The organism is Amycolatopsis sp. CA-128772 (assembly GCF_002904295.1).
GTDB lineage: Bacteria > Actinomycetota > Actinomycetes > Mycobacteriales > Pseudonocardiaceae > Amycolatopsis.
Window position 1 is genome coordinate 197,375 of the sequence record NZ_PPHG01000018.1, and the last position, 20,813, is coordinate 218,187.

22 protein-coding genes are annotated in these 20,813 nt (G+C 71.8%); 9 read left to right on the plus strand and 13 right to left on the minus strand.

Annotated elements, in window-relative coordinates:
- Window positions 1-319 precede the first annotated feature (319 nt).
- Window positions 320-1,738, plus strand: a complete 1,419-nt coding sequence (locus C2L59_RS07785; RefSeq protein ID WP_103348818.1) for a ricin-type beta-trefoil lectin domain protein — start codon at window positions 320-322, stop codon at window positions 1,736-1,738.
- A gap of 344 nt (window positions 1,739-2,082) precedes the next feature.
- On the opposite strand, the gene C2L59_RS07790 is transcribed toward C2L59_RS07785, so the two are convergent.
- From C2L59_RS07790 to C2L59_RS07825, 9 genes are all read right to left on the minus strand, one after another.
- On the minus strand, window positions 2,083-2,820 hold the full coding sequence (locus tag C2L59_RS07790) for a sirohydrochlorin chelatase (RefSeq protein ID WP_103348819.1): 738 nt from the start codon (window positions 2,818-2,820) through the stop codon (window positions 2,083-2,085).
- Window positions 2,817-4,079, minus strand: a complete 1,263-nt coding sequence (locus tag C2L59_RS07795) for a sulfate adenylyltransferase subunit 1 (RefSeq protein WP_103348820.1) — start codon at window positions 4,077-4,079, stop codon at window positions 2,817-2,819. Before C2L59_RS07795 ends, C2L59_RS07790 begins: the two co-directional genes overlap by 4 nt.
- Complete coding sequence (gene cysD, locus C2L59_RS07800; protein ID WP_103348821.1) at window positions 4,079-4,999, minus strand: sulfate adenylyltransferase subunit CysD; 921 nt, start codon at window positions 4,997-4,999, stop codon at window positions 4,079-4,081. Before cysD ends, C2L59_RS07795 begins: the two co-directional genes overlap by 1 nt.
- A gap of 12 nt (window positions 5,000-5,011) precedes the next feature.
- A complete protein-coding gene (locus tag C2L59_RS07805) occupies window positions 5,012-5,707 on the minus strand; it encodes a phosphoadenylyl-sulfate reductase (protein WP_103348822.1) in 696 nt (231 codons plus the stop codon).
- Window positions 5,704-5,853 (minus strand): Insertion element protein, encoded by a 150-nt coding sequence (locus C2L59_RS48680; protein WP_103348823.1) that lies wholly within the window; start codon window positions 5,851-5,853, stop codon window positions 5,704-5,706. The genes C2L59_RS07805 and C2L59_RS48680 overlap by 4 nt, the downstream gene beginning before the upstream one ends.
- Window positions 5,850-7,544 carry a nitrite/sulfite reductase gene (locus tag C2L59_RS07815; RefSeq protein ID WP_103348824.1) on the minus strand — a complete coding sequence of 565 codons (1,695 nt, stop codon included), beginning with the start codon at window positions 7,542-7,544 and terminating at the stop codon, window positions 5,850-5,852. Before C2L59_RS07815 ends, C2L59_RS48680 begins: the two co-directional genes overlap by 4 nt.
- A 96-nt stretch (window positions 7,545-7,640) precedes the next feature.
- Entirely contained in the window at window positions 7,641-7,727 is an 87-nt protein-coding gene (locus C2L59_RS50245) for a putative leader peptide (protein ID WP_370444723.1), read from the minus strand.
- Between the two features lie 91 nt (window positions 7,728-7,818).
- On the minus strand, window positions 7,819-9,777 hold the full coding sequence (locus tag C2L59_RS07820) for a tetratricopeptide repeat protein (RefSeq protein WP_103348825.1): 1,959 nt from the start codon (window positions 9,775-9,777) through the stop codon (window positions 7,819-7,821).
- A 143-nt stretch (window positions 9,778-9,920) separates the two neighbouring features.
- Entirely contained in the window at window positions 9,921-10,361 is a 441-nt protein-coding gene (locus tag C2L59_RS07825) for a chromosome partitioning protein (protein WP_103348826.1), read from the minus strand.
- Between the two features lie 106 nt (window positions 10,362-10,467).
- Between C2L59_RS07825 and C2L59_RS07830 the strand changes: the two genes are divergently transcribed.
- From C2L59_RS07830 to C2L59_RS07840, 3 genes are all read left to right on the plus strand, one after another.
- Entirely contained in the window at window positions 10,468-10,884 is a 417-nt protein-coding gene (locus C2L59_RS07830) for a VOC family protein (RefSeq protein WP_103348827.1), read from the plus strand.
- Window positions 10,885-10,945: 61 nt separating this feature from the next.
- Window positions 10,946-12,163, plus strand: coding sequence for a radical SAM family heme chaperone HemW (gene hemW, locus C2L59_RS07835; protein ID WP_233223325.1), 1,218 nt, complete (start codon window positions 10,946-10,948; stop codon window positions 12,161-12,163).
- Window positions 12,164-12,223: 60 nt separating this feature from the next.
- Window positions 12,224-13,144 carry an NADP-dependent oxidoreductase gene (locus tag C2L59_RS07840; protein ID WP_103348829.1) on the plus strand — a complete coding sequence of 307 codons (921 nt, stop codon included), beginning with the start codon at window positions 12,224-12,226 and terminating at the stop codon, window positions 13,142-13,144.
- Here C2L59_RS07840 and C2L59_RS07845 read toward each other — a convergent pair.
- Complete coding sequence (locus tag C2L59_RS07845) at window positions 13,141-13,842, minus strand: TetR/AcrR family transcriptional regulator (protein WP_255410248.1); 702 nt, start codon at window positions 13,840-13,842, stop codon at window positions 13,141-13,143. The genes C2L59_RS07840 and C2L59_RS07845 overlap by 4 nt on opposite strands.
- 80 nt (window positions 13,843-13,922) lie before the next feature.
- Between C2L59_RS07845 and C2L59_RS07850 the strand changes: the two genes are divergently transcribed.
- From C2L59_RS07850 to C2L59_RS07865, 4 genes are all read left to right on the plus strand, one after another.
- Window positions 13,923-14,336 (plus strand): SgcJ/EcaC family oxidoreductase, encoded by a 414-nt coding sequence (locus C2L59_RS07850; protein WP_103348830.1) that lies wholly within the window; start codon window positions 13,923-13,925, stop codon window positions 14,334-14,336.
- The gene (locus C2L59_RS07855; protein WP_233223326.1) at window positions 14,333-14,665 is read left to right on the plus strand and encodes a hypothetical protein; all 333 of its coding nucleotides are present in this window, start codon (window positions 14,333-14,335) and stop codon (window positions 14,663-14,665) included. The genes C2L59_RS07850 and C2L59_RS07855 overlap by 4 nt, the downstream gene beginning before the upstream one ends.
- A 63-nt stretch (window positions 14,666-14,728) precedes the next feature.
- Window positions 14,729-15,541, plus strand: coding sequence for a siderophore-interacting protein (locus tag C2L59_RS07860; RefSeq protein ID WP_199198962.1), 813 nt, complete (start codon window positions 14,729-14,731; stop codon window positions 15,539-15,541).
- Between the two features lie 9 nt (window positions 15,542-15,550).
- Window positions 15,551-16,780, plus strand: coding sequence for a serine hydrolase (locus C2L59_RS07865; RefSeq protein ID WP_103348831.1), 1,230 nt, complete (start codon window positions 15,551-15,553; stop codon window positions 16,778-16,780).
- Here C2L59_RS07865 and C2L59_RS07870 read toward each other — a convergent pair.
- Together C2L59_RS07870 and C2L59_RS07875 are read right to left on the minus strand one after the other, a co-directional pair.
- On the minus strand, window positions 16,759-17,184 hold the full coding sequence (locus tag C2L59_RS07870) for a hypothetical protein (protein WP_233223327.1): 426 nt from the start codon (window positions 17,182-17,184) through the stop codon (window positions 16,759-16,761). The two genes, C2L59_RS07865 and C2L59_RS07870, sit on opposite strands and share 22 nt — an antisense overlap.
- A 171-nt stretch (window positions 17,185-17,355) precedes the next feature.
- Entirely contained in the window at window positions 17,356-17,961 is a 606-nt protein-coding gene (locus C2L59_RS07875; protein ID WP_103348832.1) for a DJ-1/PfpI family protein, read from the minus strand.
- 63 nt (window positions 17,962-18,024) lie between these two features.
- Between C2L59_RS07875 and C2L59_RS07880 the strand changes: the two genes are divergently transcribed.
- Complete coding sequence (locus C2L59_RS07880) at window positions 18,025-19,356, plus strand: PLP-dependent aminotransferase family protein (RefSeq protein WP_103348833.1); 1,332 nt, start codon at window positions 18,025-18,027, stop codon at window positions 19,354-19,356.
- Between the two features lie 16 nt (window positions 19,357-19,372).
- Here C2L59_RS07880 and C2L59_RS07885 read toward each other — a convergent pair whose 3' ends face one another.
- Entirely contained in the window at window positions 19,373-20,794 is a 1,422-nt protein-coding gene (locus tag C2L59_RS07885; RefSeq protein ID WP_103348834.1) for an alpha/beta hydrolase, read from the minus strand.
- Window positions 20,795-20,813 lie beyond the last annotated feature (19 nt).

Genomic DNA, 20,813 nt, shown 5'->3' on the forward strand with positions numbered 1-20,813 from the left:
AACGTGGCGCCGCCGGCGATCGGGCCGGGGAAGTCAAGGGGCGCCACGCCGTCGGCCACGGACGGGGCGGCGAGAGCGATCGGCAGGCCGCGGTCACCGGCAAGTTGAGTAAGACGTCAAGGATTCACCGTTCCCATGCGCGCAGGGTGACAACTGGATGTGGATGTTTGTCACCTACCGGCGGTGGTGGTGCCGGTGCGTGACCGCGGCCGTGTTCGTCTCCGATCGATCCTGACCGCTTCGGTTCGGAACCCTGGCCCGGCGGCCGCTGCCTCTGTTACCTGTGTCACGTCGACGACGACGGTGAAGGGATGCGCCGATGAAGCCGTTTTCCACCGTAGCCAGGACGCTGGCGCTGGCCGTGCTGGCCGGCGGGCTGCTGACCGCCGCCCCGCACCAGGCCCAGGCGTCCACCGCCGGGTTCCGCGGCGTGAACTGGGCCGACGCGCGGGACAACTTCGTCAACGGCGTGCTGTACGTGTCGGGGCTGAGCGCGTCGGACACGCACGCGTCCGCGGCCGCGACGGCCGACCAGATCGTCGGGCAGCTGTCCTCGATCGCCGGCGCCAACACGGTCCGGATGCCGATCAACGAGCCGACGGTCGCCGGCTACTGGGACACCTACACCGGCGCGATCGACGCCGCGCTGGGCAAGGGCCGCGTGATCCTGGCGTACTGGGCCTACAGCGGCGGGAAACCGGCGAGCACGGCCGGGTTCCAGCAGATGTGGGACAAGGTCGTCGGGCGGTACGGCAGCAACCCGAACGCCTACTTCGAGGTCATCAACGAGCCGTACAGCTACGGCGCGAGCGACCTGAACAACTTCTACGACGCCTGGTTGACCCGGTACCCGCAGGTCCCCCGCGCGCGGGTGGTCCTCGACGGCACCGGGTACGCCCAGAACGTGCCCGCGGTCGGCGGCGACCACCGCCTCGACGGGACGCTGCTGGCGGCCCACGACTACTCGTTCTTCGCCGGCTACGAAAGCGAAACCGAGTGGGCCAACCACATCGGCGGCTACATCGGCGGGTACGCGGACCGGACGATCGTCACCGAGTGGGGCGGCCCGATGGGGCCCGGCAGCAAGAACGGCGTCCACTACGACAAGATCGACTACAGCATCCCGAGCGGGTCGTTCTTCGCCGACTACGTCCGGGGCGTCAGCGCGAAACTGCGCAGCCTCGGCGTGGGCAGCGTGTACTGGCCGGGCCTGCGCGACGGCGACTGGTACAGCCTGACCACCCGCACGGGCACCCAGCTGTCCCTGGTGAACCCGACGGGCCTGACCCGGCTGCAGTACGCGTGGGGCATCGGCACCGGCGGCGGCACGTACGTGCGGATCGTCAACGCGGCCACCGGCCTGTACGTCGACGGCATGGGCCGCGCGAGCAGCGGATCCACCGCGGGCCAGGCCACCGGCGACGCGAGCCGGCCCGAGCAGCAGTGGACGGTGGAGAACACCGGCAACCGGGTGCGCATCAAGAACCGCGCCACGGGCCTCTACCTGGACGGCGCGGGCCGCACGGCCGCCGGCGCGGCGGCCACCCAGTACGGCGACAGCGGCAGCGCGAACCAGCAGTGGTCGGTGGTGACGGACGCGGACAACGTCCGCATCAAGAACGCCGCCACCGGCGAATTCCTGGACGGCGCAGGCCGCACGACCAGCGGCGCCGACGTGGGCCAGTACGGCGACAGCGGCAGCGCGAACCAGCGCTGGCGGATCGTGGCCGCCGGCTAGGGCGTGTGTTGGTCCGGGTGATCACGGCATGGAGGACGACCGCGGATCGGTGGACGATGGCCAACTTGTCGTAGCGCGTGGCCAGACCGCGAGGTGTTGCAGCACGGTGTCCCAGGTACCGTCGCCGGCCATCCGGCGATGCCAGTCCAGATCGTCTGCCACGCACCGGACACCGCCGGCCCATCCCGTCACGCGATCCCGCACCGATACCGGTCGGCGTTGCTTGCCGGTGCGGACCGGCAACAGGTCCTCGGGCAGAGTCCGTTGATCGTCTGAGCGCAACCGGAACCGCGACACAGCCGGCTGCATCTCGGCAACCGGCGACAACCTTCGTCAAACACGCCCTACGCGAACGCGCGCAGCAGACCGGCGACCGCGGTGGCGTACCGCGCGACGACGACGTCCGCGACGCGCGGGTCGTCCGCCAGCGGTGCCGCGACGAACGCGTCCGGGTCGGCTTCGCGGGCCAGGCGGGCGATGCGGTCCGGCAGCAGGCCCGGCGCCAGGAACCACGACGCCACCACCAGGTGCCGCGCGCCGCGGGCCCAGAGGCGCTCGGCCGCTGCCGGGATGTCCGGCTGGGTGGCGCTGGCGAACGCCTCCGTCACCGGCAGCCCGAGCCGGTCCTCCCACCGTGCCGCCAGGGACGCGACGACCGCGTTGGCCGCCGCGTTCGACGAGCCCACCGCGCTGACCAGCACCCCCGTGCCGCGGCGGCGGGGGGCCGCCGCCAGCCGGTCCAGGGCGACGGCCTCCAGTGCCGGGTCGGCGCCGAGGACGTCGGACGTCCGCACGACGAAGCCCGGGCAGGAAGCCGTCACCGAGTCGATCAGGGCGGGCAGGTCGACCCGGGCGTGGAACGCGCTGCCCAGCAGCAGGGGCACCACGACCGCCGTGCGGTGGCCGTCCGCGTACAGCGAGCGCAGCACGTCCGTGACGAGCGGTTCCGACAAGTCCAAAAAGGACTCGTGCACCGGTACGCCCGGCGCTTGGGCGCGCACGACGTCGACCAGGGCCCGCACGGTCGCCGCCGAGCGGGGGTCGCGGCTGCCGTGTGCCACGGCGACCAGGGGTGGCGTCACGAGAAGCGCTCACCCACCAGGCCCGCGGCCAGCGTGTCGCCGTCCTTCGGGTCGATCACCAGGAACGCGCCGGTGCGCGGGCTGACGCCGTAGTCGTCGACGCCCAGCTCCTCGGCCAGCCGCAGCGAGACGCGGCCGATGTCGTTGAGCTCCAGGGACGCCGGTGAGTCCACACTGGACAGCGTCTGCTCGTCGAACCGTGCGTGCAGCTCGTCGACCAGCGCCTGGACCGTGCGGGTGCCGTGCTTGACGAGCACCCGGGCGCCCGGCTTGAGCGGCTTGGACGACAGCCAGCACAGCGTGCCGGTGATCTCGTCGGTGATCCGCGGCGGCGCGTCCGCGGCGGCAATCAGGTCGCCGCGGGAGATGTCGATGTCGTCGGTGAGCAGCAGCGTCACCGACGTCCCGGCGCCGGCTTCCCCGAGCGGGCCGTCCGCGGTGTCGATCCGCTCGACGCGGCTGCGAATGCCCTGCGGCAGCACGACGATCTCGTCGCCGGGCCGCACCGTGCCCGCCGCGATCTGGCCCGCGTAGCCGCGGTAGTCCAGGTACTCGGGCGTGCGCGGGCGGATCACGTACTGCACCGGGAACCGCAGCGCCGAGTCGTGCGGGTCGGGCGCGACCGGCACGTCCTCCAGGTGCTCCAGCAGGCTGGGCCCGGTGTACCACGGCGTCCGCTCCGAGCGGCTCGCGACGTTGTCGCCCTCCAGCGCGGACACCGGGATGGCGAGCACGGACCCGCGCTCGTAGCCCAGTGAGAGCGCGTGCGCGGCGAACTCCTCGGCGATCACGGTGAACGTCGCCTCGTCGTAGCCGACCAGGTCGATCTTGTTGACCGCCAGCACCAGCTGCGGTACGCCGAGCAGGGCCAGCACGGCCGCGTGCCGCCGGGTCTGCTCGATCACGCCCTTGCGCGCGTCGACCAGCAGCACGGCCAGCTGCGCGGTGGACGCGCCGGTCACCGTGTTACGCGTGTACTGCACGTGCCCCGGCGTGTCCGCCAGCACGAACGACCGCTTCGGCGTGGCGAAGTAGCGGTAGGCGACGTCGATGGTGATGCCTTGCTCACGCTCCGAACGCAGGCCGTCGACGAGCAGCGACAGGTCCGGTGTGGACAGTCCCTTGTCGACGGACGCGCGGGTGACGGCGTCGAGCTGGTCGGCGAGCACCGACTTGGTGTCGTACAGCAGCCGGCCGACGAGCGTGGACTTGCCGTCGTCGACGCTCCCGGCGGTGGCCAGGCGCAGCAGCGAACTCATCAGAAGTACCCCTCACGCTTGCGGTCTTCCATGGCTGCCTCGGACATCCGGTCGTCGGCGCGGGTGGCACCGCGCTCGGTGAGCCGGGACGCCGACACCTCGGCGATGACCTCTTCGACGGTGGCCGCGGTGGATTCGATCGCGCCGGTGCACGAGCCGTCGCCGACGGTCCGGTAGCGGACAGTCAGCTCGCGGACCTCTTCGCTCGGCCGCGGCCCGCCCCACGGGCCCTCGGCCAGCAGCATCCCGTCGCGCAGGTACACCTCGCGCTGGTGCGCGTAGTAGATCGACGGCAGTTCGACCTTCTCGCGGGCGATGTAGTTCCAGACGTCGGCCTCGGTCCAGTTGGACAGCGGGAAGACGCGGACCTGCTCGCCGGGGCGGTGCCGTCCGTTGTAGAGGTTCCACAGCTCGGGCCGCTGGCGCCGCGGCTCCCACTGGCCGAAGGCGTTGCGGAGGCTGAAGATCCGCTCCTTGGCCCGGGCGCGTTCCTCGTCCCGGCGGCCGCCGCCGAACACGGCGTCGAACTTGTTCTCCGCGATCGTGTCGAGCAGCGGCGTGGTCTGCAGCGGGTTGCGCATCCCGTCCGCGCGCTCTTCGAGACGCCCGTCGTCGATCCAGTCCTGCACCTTCGCCACGACCAGGCGCAGCCCGTGCTTTTCGACGACGCGGTCACGGAACTCGATGACCTCGTCGAAGTTGTGGCCGGTGTCCACGTGCAGCAGCGGGAACGGCACCGGCGCCGGCCAGAACGCCTTGATCGCCAGGTGCAGCAGCAGCGTCGAATCCTTGCCGCCGGAGAAGAGGATCACCGGGCGGTCGAACTCGCCGGCCACCTCCCGGAAGATGTGGATGGCCTCGGACTCCAAGGCCGCCAGGTTGTCTTGTGCCGCATCGGTCGCGGGCTCCAAGGTCGTCATGCGTCCCTTTCCTCAGCCGTGCAGTCCGCACTCGGTCTTGCTCTGCCCCGCCCACCGGCCGCTGCGCGGGTCCTGCCCCGGCTCGACGCGAGCCGTGCAGGGCGCGCAGCCGATGGAGAGGTAGCCGATCGACACCAGCGGGTTTTCGAGGACCCCGTGTTCGCGGATGTAGCCGTTGAACTCGTCGTCGGTCCACGCCGCGATCGGGTTGACCTTCACCAGGCCGTTGCGGTCGTCCCAGGTGACGATCGGGGTGTTCGCACGGGTCGGCGCGTCCACGCGGCGGACGCCGGTGACCCACGCCGAGTACTTCGCCAGGGTCTGGCGCAGCGGCACCACCTTGCGCAGGTTGCAGCACAACGTGGCGTCGCGCTCGTGCAGCTTCGCGCCGTACTCGGCGTCCTGCTCGGCGACGCTCTGCTCGGCCTGGGCGTTCACGATGCGGACGCCGGGGTACACGGCCTGCACGGCGTCACGCGTGCCGATCGTCTCCGGGAAGTGGTAGCCGGTCTCCAGGAACAGCACGTCCACATCGGACTTGACCTTGGTGGCCAGGTCGATCAGCACGGCGTCCTGCATGTTGGACGCCACGATGAAGTCGTCGCCGAACGTCTCGGCGGTCCACCGCAGAGCTTCGTCCGCGGTGGCTTCGGCGAGCTCCTTCGAAGCGCGCTCGGCGAGGGTCTTGTAGTCGGCGGTGGCGGTCATCGGGAAACCTCCGGAAGGGACAGGCCGAGGAACTTGACCGAGAAAACCCGGCGACAGGCGGAACACAGCCAGCCGCCGTTCTCTTCCGGCCGCAGGTCCTCGTCACCGCAATACGGGCAATAGAACGGTGTCGCTCGTTCGGTCACTGCAACGCGCTTTCCTCGGCACGCACGACCCACTGCGCGAACCGTTCGCCGGGCTGGCGTTCGGCGACGTAGTTGCGCACGACCCGCTCGACGTACCCGGTCAGCTCGTCCGAGGTCACCTTGTGGCCGCGCAGTTTCCGGCCGAACCCGGCGTCGAGGCCGAGCCCGCCGCCGAGGTGCACCTGGAAGCCTTCGACCTGGTTGCCGTCGGCGTCGGTGACGATCTGGCCCTTCAGGCCGATATCGGCGGTCTGGATCCGCGCGCAGGAGTTGGGGCAGCCGTTGAGGTGCACGGTCACCGGCGTGTCCAGCCCGGCCTGGATGTCGGCGAGGGACTTCTCAAGGTCCGCGACGAGCTGCTGCGCGCGGGCCTTCGTCTCGACGATGGCGAGCTTGCAGAACTCCAGCCCGGTGCAGGCCATCACCCCGCGCCGCCACGGCGACGGCTTCGTCTCCAGGCCGATCTCGGCCAGTTCGGCTTCGAGCGTGGCGACCTGGGCCTGGGGGACGTCGAGCACGACGACCTTCTGCTGCGGGGTGAGCCGCACCCGGCCCGAGCCGGCCCGCTCGGCGGCCTTGGCGACGGCGACGAGCGTGCCGCCGCTGGAGCGGCCGGCGACCGGCGCGGCGCCGACGTAGCAGTTGCCGTCGACCTGCGGGTGCACGCCGACGTGGTCGATCGGGACGGCCGGGTCCGCCGGTGGCGGGCCGTCGATCAGCGGGCGCTTGAGGTATTCGTCCTGCAGCACCTGCCGGAACTTTTCCGCGCCCCAGTCCTTGACCAGGAACTTCAGCCGGGCGCGCGAACGCAGCCGCCGGTAGCCGTAGTCGCGGAAGATCGAGATGACGCCTTCCCAGACGTCCGGGACCTCGTCCAGCGGCACCCAGGCGCCGAGGCGCTGCCCGAGCATCGGGTTGGTCGACAGGCCGCCGCCGACCCAGACGTCGAAGCCGGGTCCGTGCTCGGGGTGGTCGACGCCGACGAAGGCGACGTCGTGGATCTCGTGGGCGACGTCGGGCTGGCCCGAGATCGCGGTCTTGAACTTGCGCGGCAGGTTGGCGAACTCCGGCTTGCCGATGTACCGGCGCTTGATCTCGTCCAGCGCGGGCGTCCCGTCGATCACCTCGTCGGCCGAGATGCCGGCGACCGGCGAGCCGAGCATGACCCGCGGGCTGTCGCCGCACGCCTCCATCGTCGTCATGCCGGCGTTTTCGAGCTTGGCCCAGATCGCCGGGACGTCCTCGATCCGGATCCAGTGGTACTGGATGTTCTGCCGGTCGGTGATGTCGGCGGTGTCGCGCGCGTACGCCTGCGAGATCTCGCCGAGCACGGTGAGCTGGGCGGTGGTCAGGGCGCCGCCGTCGATGCGGACCCGCAGCATGAAGTAGCGGTCGTCGAGCTCTTCGGGCTCGAGCGTCGCGGTGCGGCCGCCGTCGATCCCCGGCTTGCGCTGGGTGTAGAGGCCGAACCAGCGGAACCGGCCGCGCAGGTCACCCGGGTCGATCGCGTCGAACCCGCGGTGGGCGTAGATGTTTTCGATCCGCGCCCGCACGTTGAGCGGGTGGTCGTCCTTCTTCGACCGCTCGTTCGGGTTGAGCGGCTCCCGGTAACCGAGCGCCCACTGCCCTTCGCCGCGCTTCTGCTTGGCGCGCGCGGGACGGGCGGGGGTATCGCGGGTGGGCGTGGTCATGAGGGATGTCCTCCGGGGCGGTTGGGAAGGCGTGACCGCGCGGCAGCGTTGCCGTGCGCGACCGGCCTGGTCCGTCGTCGTGGTGGTGGCAGGGAGTCAGCGGAACACGACACAGAGTGCGCTCGCCACACGCCGGAGATCGACGTGGCGGCGGGCCACCAGGCGGATACCGGCGCGAGTCACGTCGCCAGCGTCTCACGTGCCCAGAATGTGGTCGAGCCCCGCCCGAATGCTGGGACAAGGCTCACTACCTGGCCTTTCGGCCCACCGCACCTCAGCCGCGGCGGCTGCCGGAGCCGGCCCGGTTCGCCCAGTGGGCGAGGTTGGCGCGGGCGACCGCGGCTTCCGGGTGCTGCGGGCCGAGGACGCGGTCGAACGTCGGCAGCAGGTCGGTGAGCTGGTCGCGCGCGCCCGCCGGATCGCCGGCCTCGCCCGTCCAGTGGGCCAGGTTGTGCCGGGTGGTGAGGGTGAAGGGGTGCAGGCCGCCGAGCCGGTCCCGGCAGGCGGGCAGCAGGCGGACGAACTCGTCGCGCGCGCCCGCCGGGTTGCCGGCCTCGCCGGTCCAGTGCGCCAGGCTGCCGCGGACGGTGAGCGTGTCGAGGTGGTGCGGACCGAGCACCCGTTCGGTGAGCGGCAGCAGCGCGCGGAACTCGTCACGCGCGCCCGCCGGCGCACCGGTCCGGCCGATCCACTGGGCGAGGCTGCCGCGGACGGCGAGCGTGCCGGTATCCCGGGGACCGAAAACGCGGACGTAGGTCGCGTGCAGGGCCGTGTACTTCTCGCAGGCACCCGCCGGGTCGCCCGATTTCCCGGTCCAGTTGGCGAGGTTGCCGAGCGCGGTGAGGGTGAGCGGGTGTTCGGGGCCGAGCACCTCTTCACAGAGCGGGAGCAGCGCGGCGCATTCGGCGAGGGCGGCGGCGGTGTTGCCGGACACCGCCGTCCAGTACGCCTGGTTGTTGCGGGTGGTGAGGGTGACGGGGTGCCGGGCGCCCAGAACGGTTTCGCACAGGGGCACCAGGGCGGCGAACTGCGTCCGCGCGTCGCCCGCGTTTCCGGCCTGCCCGGTGCGGTCGGCGAGGTCGATGCGCGTGGCCAGGGTCTCGGGCGCGTCGGCGTCGAGGTGTTCCAGCAGTGCGCGCAGGTGCGTGTGGACCTGGTTCCACCGGTTCAGGGAGGCAGCGTCGTTCAGCACGGCCGGGGTGATCTCCAGCAGGAGCTCGTGGGCCGCCTGCGCCCAGTCGCCGGCCGTGCCCTCGGCCACGAGCTGTTCGCGGTTCACCGCCTGCAGCAGCCGGTGCACGTCGACGGCCGCGGCCTTCCGCCCGCCGGTCGGGGTGAACAGGCTGTAGGACAACAGCTCGCCGACGGCCCGGTGCCGGGCCAGCTCGTCTTCGATCAGCGGCCGCAGCCGGGGTTCCAGCGACGCGGGCAGGGCGATGTAGGCCGGATCGGGCGGAGCCAGCAGCAGGCCGACCGGAATCGCGTCGGGGGCGTAGCAGCACAAGAGGTTCAAGACCGCGCGGGCGGTGGCGGGCAGCCGCTCGATGGCCAGCTGCCAGGTGGTGGCCACGGTGTGCGGGTAGCCGTCGCCGAGGCGCCCTTCGCGGTGGAGCTCGGCGCGGTTGCGGCGGTACAGCCGCAGGTAGGTCGCCAGGTCGAGGGCGTTCGCGCGGGCGAACGACCCGGCCTGGACCAGGGCCAGGGGGAGCCGGTCCACCTCCCGGGCGAGGGTGATCGCGCTGGCGCGGTCGTCGTCCTGGGTCAGGGAGAGGAGCAGGTCCGCGGCGGCGTCGAGGCCGAGCTTGGTCACCGGCACCAGCACCTCGTCGGGCCAGTGCGACGCCTGGCTGGTCACCAGGACCAGGCCGGCGCCCGCGGCCGGGATCAGCCGGGCGGCCGTGGCCGGTTCGGTGACGTTGTCCAGGACCAGCAGCCACGGCGCCGGTTGCCGGGCGAGGGCGGCGTGGGCCGCGGTCACCGCGTCCCGGATGTGGCGGGCGCCGTCCGGGTTCAGCAGCTCGAGCAGCGCGCGGAACTCCCGGTCGACCGCCGCGGGGTCCTCGGCGTGCACCCACCACACGACGCCGTAGTCCTCCCGGTGCCGGGTGGCGTAGGCGCGGGCCAGGCTCGTCTTGCCGACGCCGCCCAGCCCGGCCAGCACCCGGACGACCGGGCGGTCCGGCCGGCCGGCGGCGGCCGTGCGCAGCCGGCGGAGTTCGTCGTCGCGGCCCACGATCGGGGCGAGCTGGTTGATGTGGGGCGAGACCGGGTGGTCCAGGGCGAAGCCGGCGGTCCGGCCGGGCGCGGTGACGAAGACCTGGCCGGCCGTGCCGATGGCGGTGCCGGAGTACCCGGCGTGCAGCGAGCCGGACGCGGTCAGCCTTCCGACCGGTCCGGCCGGGGAGGGTCCGCGAAGTTCACCTGCCCGCCGGTCACGCCGCCGATCGAGATGCCGCCGCGGTCGGCGCGGACGTCCCCGTGGACGACCACGTTGTGCGAGCCGCCGGACGCTTCGAGCTCGGCCACCGCCTTCTCGACCGCGGCGGTGAACACCGGGTCCTGCTCCACCGCGTCCTCGAGAGCCAGCCGGACCCGGGCCTGCGTGCGGGTGCCCACTTCGCCCGTCTGCGCGGCTTCCTCGCGGAGCTTCTCCAGGGCCGGGTCGTCGCCGAGCTTCGCCGCGACCAGGTCGTGCAGCCGGTCGAGCCCGGCGTCGATGGCCTGGTCGACTTCGGCGTCGACCCGCTTGCCCACCCGGCCCGCCTTGCGCACGGCCCACGCGATGAGCCAGCCGACCGCGACTTCGAGACCCGTCATGCCGGAAATAGTCGCACACGACTGCGGGGCGTTACGCTGCTTGCGCCGAGCAAACGACTATGGTTAAAGTACTACGAACATAGTGATTAACAAGAAGGAGAGCGGTTTGCAGGTCAGAGGTTTCGGGGCGGGCTACCTGGTCGACGACGTCGCGGCGACCACCCGCTTCTACGCGGACGTCATCGGCCTGCCGGTCACGGTCGAGCTGGACTGGTTCGCCAGCGTCAACGCCGGCGCGCCCGGGTTCGAGATCAGCTTCGTGCAGCGCGGGCACGAGTCCGTCCCGCCCGGCTACCGCGCGCCGGAGACGACCGGGCTGATGTTCGGGCTGGTCGTCGAAGACGCCCGGGCGGAGGCGAAACGCCTGGAAGAAGCCGGTGTGGAGCTGGTGACGCCGGTCGTCGACGAGGAGTATGGGCAGCGGCACTTCTACGTCGCGGACCCGGACGGCGTGCTGCTCGACGTCATCGAGGTGATCCCGGCCGACCCGGAGTGGGCGGCGGCCCACCTTCCGGCGTCGTAACGGGTGTTGACCCGATCGGCCCCTCGAGGCGACGGGGCGTGACGGGGTGGACAATCCGGGGGTGTCCGCACTGCGTCCCGGCCCCGCCGCACCGATCGACCCGGCGTTGCCGGAAAGCGCGCTGAAAGAGCTCGGCAGCCGAGCGTTCGGCGTGTACGTGCACGTCCCGTTCTGCGCCACGCGCTGCGGCTACTGCGACTTCAACACCTACACCGCGGGGGAGCTCGACACCGGTTCGTCGCCGCAGTCCTGGCTCGACGGGCTGCGCCGCGAGCTGGAGCTCGCCGCGCGGGTGCTCGTCGTCCCGCCCGCCGCCGACACCGTGTTCGTCGGCGGCGGCACCCCGTCGCTGCTCGGTGCGGACGGGCTGCGTTCGGTGCTCGACGCGGTCCGCGACGTCTTCGGGCTCGCCCCCGGGGCCGAGGTGACGACGGAATCGAACCCCGAGTCGACGTCGCCGGAGTTCTTCGCCGGCATCCGCGAGGCCGGCTACACGCGGGTGTCGCTGGGTATGCAGTCGGCCGCGTCGCACGTGCTGAAGATCCTCGACCGCGTGCACACCCCGGGCCGGCCGGGGCAGGCCGTCGCCGAGGCGCGCGCGGCGGGGTTCGAGCACGTGAACCTCGACGTGATCTACGGCACGCCGGGCGAGCGGCCCGACGACCTCCGCGCGACGCTCGACGCGGTGCTGGGCGCCGGCGTCGACCACGTCTCCGCCTACGCGCTGATCGTCGAGGAGGGCACGGCGCTGGCCCGCCGCGTGCGCCGCGGCGAGCTGCCCGCGCCGGACGACGACGTGCTGGCGGCGGACTACGAGATGATCGACGGGATGCTGTCGTCGGCGGGGCTGCGCTGGTACGAGGTGTCCAACTGGGCGGCCTCCGACGCGGCCCGCTGCCGCCACAACCTCGGCTACTGGCGGGGCGACGACTGGTGGGGCGCCGGCCCGGGCGCGCACAGCCACGTCGGCGGGGTGCGCTGGTGGAACGTCAAGCACCCGGCCCGCTACACGGCTCTGCTCGCGGACGGCCGGTCGCCCGCGGGCGGGCGCGAGGTGCTCACCGACGACGACCAGCACCTCGAACGGATCATGCTCGAGCTCCGCGTCGCCGAAGGGCTGCCGCTGGACGTGCTGGACGAGCCCGGGCTCGCCGAGGCCCGCGCGGCCGCGGCCGAGGGCCTGCTCGACCCGTCCGCTTTGGACAGCCGGGGCCGCGCGGTGCTCACCGACCGCGGCCGGCTGCTGGCCGACGGGGTGGTGCGCCGCCTCGCCGGTTAGGGATTAAAACCCGGGACCCGGTGGTTGCTTGTATTGAGCAACGACTTTCGAGGAGGCCCCATGGCGCGCGCGATCAGGTTCGACGAGTACGGCGACGTGGAGGTTCTGCGGGTCGAGGAGGTGCCGCGGCCGACGCCGGGGGCGGGCCAGGTGCTGGTCGAGGTCCGCGCCGCGGGCATCAACCCGGGCGAGGCGTCGATCCGGAAGGGACTGCTCCACGCGCGCTTCCCGGCGACGTTCCCGTCGGGGCAGGGCAGCGACTTCGCGGGGGTGGTCGTTTCGCTCGGCGAAGGCGTCTCGGAGATCGCCGTCGGCGACGAGGTGATCGGGTTCGTCGACACGCGGTCGAGCCACGCGGACTTCGTGGTCGCGGAGGCCGGGAACCTCACACCGCGGCCGGACGGTGTCCCGTGGGAGGTCGCCGGCTCGCTGTTCGTCGCCGGCACGACCGCGTACGCCGCGCTGAGCGCGGTGTGCCCGCGCGAAGGCGAGACGGTCGTCGTCTCGGGGGCGGCGGGCGGGGTGGGCTCGCTCGTGGTGCAGCTGGCGAAGCTGGCCGGTGCCTCGGTGATCGGCCTCGCCGGCGAAGCGAACCACGAGTGGCTGCGCGAACTCGGCGTCATCCCGGTGTCCTACGGCGACGGTGTGCTCGAGCGGATCCGCGAGGCCGCGGTGGACGGTGTGCACGCGTTCGTCGACACCTTCGGCGACGGGTACGTGGAACTGGCGCTGCACCTGGGCATCCACCCCGGGCGGATCGACACGATCATCGACTTCGCCGCGGCGGAGAAGTACAACGTGAAGGCCGACGGCAACGCGGCCGCGGCGTCGGCCGACGTGCTGCGCGAGCTGGGTTTGCTGCTGGACAAGGGATTGCTGACGCTGCCGATCGCCCGGGTGTACCCGCTGGAGGAGGTCCGGGACGCCTATCGCGAGCTGGAGCAGCGGCACACGCGCGGCAAGATCGTGCTGCGGCCCTAGTTTCTCGCCAGCGCCTTCAGCCCGGCGAGGAACGCTTCGAGCGCGAACTCGAGGCGTTCCTTGGCCGTTTCCGCGGAGAAGAACTCGCCGACCTGCAGCAGGTGGGGGAACGACTCGGCGGGCAGTGACCGCATGTACGCCACCATCTGCTTGCCGCGTTCGCCGGCTTCGTCCTGGTTGATCTCGCCCCAGGTCCAGCCGCTCGCTTCGTAGGCGTACGCCTTGGCGTAGAGGGAAAGGGCGTCGCCCGCGAAGGTCGCCTGCTTGAGGGTCAGGCCGCCCGCGCGAAGCAGGGCGAGCATCCCTTCGCCCTGCTTCAGCGAGTTGGGCGTGACCGGCACGGCGATGTCCCACGCGATGCGCGCGATGCCGCGGTGCGCGGCCATCACCTGGATCTGGTCGCGGACGAGGTCCTTGACCTGCTCGTCCCAGCGCGCCGGGTCCGGCTCCGGGACCAGCACGTCGGCGAGCACGGCGTCGAGCATCAGCTCCGCCAGTTCGTCCTTGTTCGAGACGTGCGCGTAGAGCGACGCGGGCCCGGTCTCCAGCTCCTGGGCGATCCGCCGCATGGTGACCGCGTCGAACCCCTCGTCGTCCAGGACGATCAGGGCCGCTCGCACGATGGTGGCCTGGGAGAGGGCGGGTTTCGCGGCACGGCGGCGGGGAGCGCTGCGCCACGGCGGCGGGGGAACGGTCACCCGAACACTGTACTTGACGCGAACAGCGTTCGAGAGTAGAACGGTGTTCGTGAGACGAACAGCGTTCGAAGGGGGATCCGATGACTGCTCTGGCTGAATCCGAGGTGCGTGCGGTGCTCGGCCGGCTCACCGACGCGTGGAACGCCGGTGATGCCGCCGCGTACGGGCGGCTCTTCACCGAAGATGCGGACTACGTGACGTACTTCGGGCTGAACTTCCCGGGGCGGGAGGCGATCGAGAGCTCGCATCGTGCTCTGTTCGAGGGGCTGCTGAAGGGGTCGAAGCTGACCGGGCAGCTCGGGGCGGCGGCGAAGGTGCGGTTCGTGCGGCCGGACGTCGCTGTGGTCGTCGTCGGGGGCGGTTCGTCGCTCGGCGGCGCGGAGGTGACCGACGAAGGGCGGGAATCCACCGTGTCCTTCGTGCTCGTCCGCGAGGGAGGCGAATGGCTGATCACGGCGTTCCAGAACACGCGGGTTTCGGATCCGCGCGGGTGAAAACGCTTGCGCAGGCGTCCGGGCTGGTCGCGCGGCCGCCGGAGGAGGTGTTCGAGCGGTTGCGGCTGAAGCTGGGCGGCGGCCACCCGATGCGGATGGAGGTCGACCGTTCGCGCGGGTTCGTCGCGGTGCAGGGCGGCTGGTGGTACCGCGGCGAGTACCGCGTGACGGCGGTTCGGGGTGGTGCCCGCGTCGCGCACCGGGTCGTCAACGCGGCCTCGCGTGGGCGGTGGGGAGTGCCGTTGGCCAACCGGTTCTTCATCGGCTTCCCCGCGGCGACGACGGCCGGGTTCGCGCGGTTGCTCGAAGAACTGGGTACACCTGAGTAGCCGCGCGCCGTTTTCGGCGCGTAGGCTGACTTAGGTAAGCCTTAGCGATGGTTGGAGTGGCCGATGGCTGAAGCACCCCGGCGGTCCGGGCGTCCCGCGGTGCGGCTGCGGGTGCTGCGGACCGAGCGGCTGACCCCGCACATGATCCGGATCGTCGCGGGCGGCGAGGGGATCGCGCAGTTCACCCCGAACGACTTCACCGACGCCTACGTGAAGGTGCTGTTCAAGGTGCCCGGCGTCGAGTACCCGGAGCCGTTCGACGTCCAGGAGTGCCGCGCGTCGATGCCGCGGGAGCACTGGCCACGGCAGCGTTCCTACACCGTCCGGGCGTTCGACGCCCAGGCCGGCGAGCTGGTCCTGGACTTCGTCCACCACGGCGACGAGGGCATCGCGGGTCCGTGGGCGGCCACGGCCCGGCCCGGTGACGAGCTGCTGCTGCTGGGCCCGGGCGGCGCGTACGCACCGGGCGCCGAGGCGGACTGGCACCTGCTGGCGGGGGACGAGAGCGCGCTGCCGGCCATCGCCGCGTCCCTCGAGGCGTTGCCGGCCGGCGTCCCGGCGCACGCGGTGATCCTGGTCGAGAACGCGGACGAGCAGCAACCCCTGGTCACCAAGGCGGACGCGCAGATCACCTGGCTGCACCGGGCATCGGGCGGCGATGTCGCGGCGGCGGTGCGCGAGCTGCCGTGGCGGGAGGGTGTCGTCCAGGCGTTCGTGCACGGCGAGGCCGGGTTCGTCCGCGAGCTGCGGCGGTACCTGCTGGACGAGCGCGGGGTGCGGCGCGAGCTGTTGTCGGTCTCGGGGTACTGGCGTCACGGCAAGAACGACGAAGCGTGGCGTGAGGAGAAGGCGGCCGAGCGGGCGCGGGAGAAGTAACCTCGCCGCATGGCGGATTTCGAGGTGGACGTCGACCCGGCCGAAGCCGGCTTCGACGCGGCACGGCTGTCCCGGATCGACACGCACTTCGACCGGTACGTCGACGATGGACGGTTGCCGGGCTGGCTCGCGGTGGTGAGCCGGCACGGCCGCATCGTCCACCTGGGCCGCGGCGGCCACCGGGACGTCGAAGCGTCGCTGCCGGTGGAGCAGGACACGCTTTGGCGCATCTTCTCGATGACGAAGCCGATCACCTCGGTGGCGGCGATGATGCTCGCCGAAGAGGGCCTGCTGGAGCTGGACGACCCGATCTCCCGCTGGCTGCCGGAGTTCGCGTCGCCGCGGGTGTACGTCAAGGGGTCGGCGCTGTCCCCGCTGACCGAGCCGGCCACGTCGCCGATCCGCGTCTGGCACCTGCTGACCCACACGGCGGGCCTCACGTACGGCTTCCACCACGGCCACCCGGTGGACGCGATCTACCGAGCGGCCGGCTTCGAGTGGGGCACGCCCCCGGGGCTCGACCTGGCGGCGTGTTCCGAGCAGTGGGCGTCTCTGCCCCTGGTGTTCCAGCCGGGCACGGAGTGGAACTACTCGGTGGCGACTGACGTCCTGGGCCGGCTCGTCGAGGTGGTGTCGGGCCGGCCTCTGGACGAGTTCTTCGCCTCGCGCATCTTCGCGCCCCTCGGCATGACGGACACGGGTTTCGTGGCACCGTCACCGGACCGCCTGGCGGCCCTGTACGTCCGCGACCCCGCATCAGGCCGCGCGAAGCGCAACGACGCCTTCGGCCGCCTGGGCACAACCCGCCCGGACTGCCTCTCCGGAGGCGGCGGCCTGGTGTCCTCGGCCCAGGACTACTGGCGCTTCACCGAACTACTCCTCCGCGGCGGAGCCTTGGACGACGTCCGGTTGCTGTCCCCGCGAACGGTGTCACTGATGACCAGCAACCACCTGCCGGGCCACGTGGACCTGGAGCAGTTCGGCCGCCCCCTGTTCGCCGAGATGCCCTTCGACGGCCACGGATTCGGCTTGGGCTTCTCAGTCCTGGAGGACCCGGTAAAGGCCCGAACCCTGTCATCCCCGGGCGAGTTCGCCTGGGGCGGCGCAGCATCGACGGCGTTCTGGGTGGACCCGGACGAGGACCTGACGGTGGGCTTCTACACCCAGCTGCTGCCGTCAAGCACGTACCGGTTGCGCTCCCAGCTGCGGCAGCTGGTCTACCAGGCGCTGGTGGACTGAGCCGGCGAAACCGGCTCCGCAGTGGCGGCCGGCGGCCGCGCGGCGGTGAGGTACCTCGCCACCGTGTTCCTCAAGTGGTCCGCGTGCTGGTAGATGTCCTCGACCGCGGTGATCGGCAGGCGGGTCTCGACCTTGTTCTCGTCGAACACGCCGAGGTACTTCTTCGACCGGTTGAACCACAGCCGGGCGATCGGCTTCCGGTTGTTGTCGTCCAGGAGAACACCGAAGTAGGTCTGGGTGTCGCGGGCGGCGATTCTCGCGGCAGGCACCTCGGCACAGACGATGGCGCGGACGATCCGGAAGCCCTCGAGTTCCTCTTCGGTCGTGACGACTCGCTCACCTTCCTCACCCGAACCGGCATCGACCACTGGCGCCGGCTCCTGCTGCTTGGGCTTGGCATCCATCCGGTTCGGCGCGTCAAAATCGGGTTGAACTCGTACACCTGCCGTTGGTGCACGATCGCGTAGTCGATGTTCTCGCCCCGCTTCGTGCTGACGTCGGCAGTGAACTCGGGGATCACCTCGGCCGGAGCGCGAATTGCTTCCCGGTTGCCGGCCTCGTCGGCTGAGCTCGGGTCACCTCAGGGCGGGCTCCAGGTACGGCGTCACGTTGCCCAGCGCACGCGCGACGTACTCCTCCTTCTCCCCGACCGGCGCCACATAACGCATCGCCTCCTCAGCCGCCTCCAGTCCGCTGAGCCGCGCGATGATCCACGTCGCCAGGTACGTCGATGCCAGGCAGCCGCCCGCTGTCGCTATGTTGCCGCGGGCGAAGAATGGCTGGTTCAAGACCTTTGTCCCCGCCGCCACCACCCAGGGTTTTGTCGTCAGGTCCGTGCACGCCGGGACGTCCGCGAGGAGCCCCAGGGCGGCCAGCACCAATGTTCCCGAACACTGCGCCGCCAGCAGCCGGCGATCCGGGTCGAGTCCGCGTAGGGCCTCCATGATCGAGGCGTCCTCCACCACCTCGCGCGTGCTGATGCCGCTGCCGATGATCACCGCGTCCGCCTTACAAGCTTCGGCGAGGGTGGTTGTCGCGTCGATCGTCACGCCGTTCATCGAACGGACCCGGGGGGCCGGGCTTGCGATCGACGCCCGCAGGCCCGCTCGGTTCAGGACGCCCAGGGCGATCAGGGAGTCGAGTTCGTTGTAGCCGTCGAAAGTCAGGATGGCGATGTGCATGCCCGCACGCTAAGGCCGCCGAAGCAGGACAGTCCAAGAATTGTCCTGCCTACAATCCGCGGGGTGCGCGTACCGAAGTACAAGCAAGTCGTCGACGCCTTTGCGGCGCAGATCCGTGGCGGGCGGTGGGCCGCCGGGACGAAGCTGCCCACGCACCGGCGGCTGGCCGCCGACGAGGGGATTGCCGTTGTCACCGCGTCGCGCGTGTACGCGGAGCTTGAAGCGATGGGGCTCGTCAGCTGCGAACAGGGCCGTGGCACCTTCATCCGCGATCCTGCCGGTGCCGCCGCGGTCGACGAGCGGTCGGTGGCCGCCGATGCGCTCGATCTCAGCTTCAACCATCCCGCCCTGCCCGGGCAGACCGGGCTGCTGCGTCAAGCCCTGCGAGATCTCGCTACCGCCGGCGACCTCGACGCGCTGCTGCGCTACCAGCCCCACCGCGGCCGGCCCCATGATCGCGCCGCCGTTGCGCGGCACCTGGGGCGGCGGGGGCTCGACGTCGGGCGCGAGCGCGTGCTGATCGTCGACGGTGCCCAGCACGGCCTCGCCGTGACGGCCATGACCCTGTTCCGGCCCGGAGACGTCGTCGCGGTCGACGCCCTCACCTACCCCGGCTTCCGGGCGCTCGCCCGCACCCTCGGGCTCGAGCCGGCGCCCCTGCCGATCACCGCGGACGGGCCCGACCTGGCCGCCCTCGACCGGCTGTGCCGCCGGCGGACCGTCCGTGCTGTGTACGCGATGCCGACCCTGCACAACCCGCTCGGCTGGGTGCTCGGCGAGGCCCAGCGCGCGCAGCTCGTCGCGATCGCGCGCCGGCACGGGCTGACCCTCATCGAGGACGCTTCCTACGCCTACCTCGCCGAGGACGCGCCACCGCCGCTGGCGATGCTCGCGCCCGAGAGCACCGTCTACGTGTCCGGGTTGTCGAAGAACGTCGCCACCGGGCTGCGGTTCGGGTTCGTCGCCGCCCCCGCGGCGCTCGTGCCGTCCCTCGAACGCGCGATCCGGGCCACGACGTGGAACACGCCCGCGCTCACCGCGGAAATCGCCCGCCGCTGGCTCGACGACGGCACGGTCGACCGCCTCGAGACGCAGAAGCGCGAAGACGCCCGGCAACGGCAGGCCATCGCCGCCGACGTGCTCGCCGGGCTGCCGGTGGTCGCGCACCCCTCGTCGTACTTCCTGTGGCTGCCGCTGGCCCCGGACGCGCGCCCGGACCGGATCACGGCGGCGCTCGCCCGGCGGCGGGTCGCGGTCGCCACCGCCGAGCCGTTCGCGACCACGCCCACCGTGCCCCACGCCCTCCGGCTGGCGCTCGGGTCCGTCGGGCTCGCCGAGCTGCGCGACGCCCTGGAAGCCGTCCGGCAGGAGGCCGGCGCGGACGCGTTCCGCTGACCGGGCGCCGTGCCCCTCAGCCCGGCGCGCACACCGTGCCGGGGGCGGGCACCGCGCCGGTGGTGAAGTAGCGGTCCAGCCACGCGTCGACGCAAGCGCTCTTGCCGCGGGAACCGTGGCCGTACGTGTCGAGGCTCAGCAGGCGCGCGTTGCCCAGCAGGCGCTCTGTTCGCTGCGCTCCGGCGTACGGTGTCTCGAGGTCGCCTTGGCGGTTGGCGAGCAGGAGGATCGGTGCCGTCGGGCGGTTCCACGGTCCGGTGTAGCGGCCCGGGTCCGTGACGTCCCACGTGGCGCACGGCAACGTCTTGTAGACGTCGTACGGTCCGAAGCCGCGGCCGGCCCGGTCCGCGCGTCGGGCGTAGTCCCACCAGAGAGCCGGGTCCCGCGGGTTGGCCGAGTCCGAGCAGAGCGTGGCGCCGCCGCCCAGCAGGGAGTCGATGTCCGGCGGGCCGCCCGCCGCGGCCGGGGCGGGCGAAGCCGGGTCGGCCAGCGCCTGGAGGAACGCTGCCAGCTCGGGCGCGGCGCCGGCGTCGGTGAGGTAGTTGTGGATCCGGGCGATCGCGCTCTGGTAGGTGACGGCGATCCGGCGGCCGGCCGTGTCGGTCACCGTGATCGGGCCGCGTTCGAGGCGGTCCAGGATGGCGTCGTAGTCGAACGTGCAGTGCGCGCCACAGGATTCCGAAAAGGACTGCAGCGCGCGCGGGCCGTCGGCGTAGCCCTGCAGGCGGTAGCTCATCGGGCCGGGGCCGGTCGCCCAGCGTGCCGGGTCGTCGACCGCGTCGAGGGCGAGGGTGCCGACGCGGCCCGGGAACAGGTTCGCGTACGTCTCGCCCAGGTACGTGCCGTACGACTTCCCGTAGTACCGCAGCTTCGGCTCGCCGAACGCCGCCCGCAGCCGGTCCAGGTCGCGGGCGATCGTGCCGGTCGACAGGTGGTTCGCCAGCGGGCCCGCGTTCTGCTCGCACAGGTCGGTGACCGTGCCCGTGTCCGTGATCTGCTGCTGTTCGGCCTCGCGCGTCAGCGGGAACGTGCCGAGGGCGCGTTGCAGCACTTCGAGCTGCGCCGGATCGGTGAAGCAGTGGATCTTCGAGCTCGCGCCGACGCCCCGCGGGTCGAACCCGACGATGTCGAAGCGCGTGTGCACTGACGGCGTCAACGCGGGTGCGAACCGGCCGGAGGAGCCCGGGCCGCCGGGGTTGTAGAAGATCGTGCCCAGTTTGCGGGCCTGGTCGGTGGCCGGCAGCCGCGCGACCGCCAGCCGCACCGTACCCGCCGATGGGTCCTGATAGGACTGCGGGACGTCGAGGTGGCCGCATTCGTAACCGGTGGCGCAGGAGGCTTCCCAGACGATTCCGGCCGGGCTCGCCGCGGCCGCGGGCGCGAGGGCACCCACCGTGAGAGTGGCCGTCCCCAGGGCCAGCGCAACACGAAGGTTCATGGCCCGATCGTCCCGGCAC

Coding starts and splice junctions, on each gene's coding strand:
- C2L59_RS07815 (WP_103348824.1), bottom strand. CDS start 7,544: ATGACCACGCCCACCCGCGATACCCCCGCCCGTCCCGCGCGCGCCAAG.
- C2L59_RS07805 (WP_103348822.1), bottom strand. CDS start 5,707: ATGACCGCCACCGCCGACTACAAGACCCTCGCCGAGCGCGCTTCGAAG.
- cysD (WP_103348821.1), bottom strand. CDS start 4,999: ATGACGACCTTGGAGCCCGCGACCGATGCGGCACAAGACAACCTGGCG.
- C2L59_RS07860 (WP_199198962.1), top strand. CDS start 14,729: ATGGCTGAAGCACCCCGGCGGTCCGGGCGTCCCGCGGTGCGGCTGCGG.
- C2L59_RS07870 (WP_233223327.1), bottom strand. CDS start 17,184: ATGGATGCCAAGCCCAAGCAGCAGGAGCCGGCGCCAGTGGTCGATGCC.
- C2L59_RS07825 (WP_103348826.1), bottom strand. CDS start 10,361: ATGACGGGTCTCGAAGTCGCGGTCGGCTGGCTCATCGCGTGGGCCGTG.
- C2L59_RS07885 (WP_103348834.1), bottom strand. CDS start 20,794: ATGAACCTTCGTGTTGCGCTGGCCCTGGGGACGGCCACTCTCACGGTG.
- C2L59_RS07795 (WP_103348820.1), bottom strand. CDS start 4,079: ATGAGTTCGCTGCTGCGCCTGGCCACCGCCGGGAGCGTCGACGACGGC.
- C2L59_RS07850 (WP_103348830.1), top strand. CDS start 13,923: ATGACTGCTCTGGCTGAATCCGAGGTGCGTGCGGTGCTCGGCCGGCTC.
- C2L59_RS07865 (WP_103348831.1), top strand. CDS start 15,551: ATGGCGGATTTCGAGGTGGACGTCGACCCGGCCGAAGCCGGCTTCGAC.
- C2L59_RS07840 (WP_103348829.1), top strand. CDS start 12,224: ATGGCGCGCGCGATCAGGTTCGACGAGTACGGCGACGTGGAGGTTCTG.
- C2L59_RS07875 (WP_103348832.1), bottom strand. CDS start 17,961: ATGCACATCGCCATCCTGACTTTCGACGGCTACAACGAACTCGACTCC.
- C2L59_RS07785 (WP_103348818.1), top strand. CDS start 320: ATGAAGCCGTTTTCCACCGTAGCCAGGACGCTGGCGCTGGCCGTGCTG.